This is a genomic window from Oleiphilus sp. HI0128 (genome assembly GCF_001635365.1).
The window spans coordinates 1-1137 of record NZ_LWGG01001103.1; the positions used below are offsets into that span (position 1 = coordinate 1).

Sequence of the window (1137 nt, forward strand, 5' to 3'; positions counted from 1 at the left end):
CGTGGTTTGTCTTTCGGTGTTCAGAATCTTCATTGCTTCGTCGTGATCAGTCTGATTTAAGTTGAGTAAGGTTTCAGCTAAACCGTGTAACTTTTTATGGGGTTCATCAAAGCGCAGGAGGGCTTCTTTAAGCTCTTCAATATCTGTTTCGAACTGGTTGTACCACATGCCAAAAGCGCATTTGTTAGGGTCAAGCGCTTTAGTAAAGGGCGTGTTGTTTTTAAGTGATGACTCTAGTGCATCAAGCCAATCTCTATGTTGCTGCTCCATTTCGTTCAGTTTGGCAACCAGGTTGTTCATTAGGGTCTGGTGATTTTCAGAACCAATAAGCTGATTAAAATCGTACAGCTGAACAGTGTTGTTCTGGAAGGTAATCACTTCGTGATTAAACTCATCAAGCTCATTTACCTGAAGGTTTCTTTTCACGTCTTTCTCAATATAAAGTACTTGTTCCAGAGGGATGGCAAATGCGGCGTCAGCCGTCATAAAGGTAATCGCAGCAAGAGTGCCGTCGTGAAATAAGCTGTCTATATTTTTGCCGGACATGGTGATAAACCTCGGGTTTGAAATGTGTTCGCTATAATCCTTGAAAGTGCGGAGGCACCGCGCATATTTAGTATAGACCTGATAGAAAATCTGACCAGTAAAGATCGACTAAATTAATTATCACGAAAAATAACTGTTTATGGATCGGTAGGAAGAATTTATAGGGTGTCTTGATATTCTTGCGGAATTCTTTGCGGGCTGTAGTTTGCGTGCTTTAAGGTGTCTGACGTGGATGATTTACTTTGTGCTAGTCGAGGAACTTTGTTTCTTGCAGCAAAGATGTTTTGCATGCTCTGTCCAGGGTTTTGTATTTGCCAGATAGCGCTAGCAGAAGCGATACTGATACCTTTTTCGTCAAGCTTTGTCAGAGCCCAGCTCAAGTATTCAACTGTGACTTTGTGAGGGTGGGCGATTGCTATGGCTGTGCCATTCTTCTTTGCTAGTTCGACTAGCTTGATAAACTGAGCTTGAACAAATTTTCGGGTTTGAAAATGGTCAAGAAAAACATCCCGGCTTATGTTAGGGATTTGGTGCGCTGCGGCAATTTTGGCGGCAACCGAGTTGGCAGAGGTGCGACTATCCAAGAAAAAG

The 1137-nt window shown here is 42.7% G+C and carries 2 protein-coding genes; both read right to left on the reverse strand.

Features of this window, described 5'->3' with window-relative positions; genetic code table 11:
* The coding region (locus A3763_RS18805) for a CZB domain-containing protein (protein ID WP_197482976.1) at positions 1-546 on the reverse strand (546 nt) is incomplete at its 3' end.
* Positions 547-704: 158 nt separating this feature from the next.
* Positions 705-1137, reverse strand: a 433-nt coding sequence (locus A3763_RS18810; protein WP_197482977.1) for a divergent polysaccharide deacetylase family protein, incomplete at its 5' end; no start/stop codon positions are given.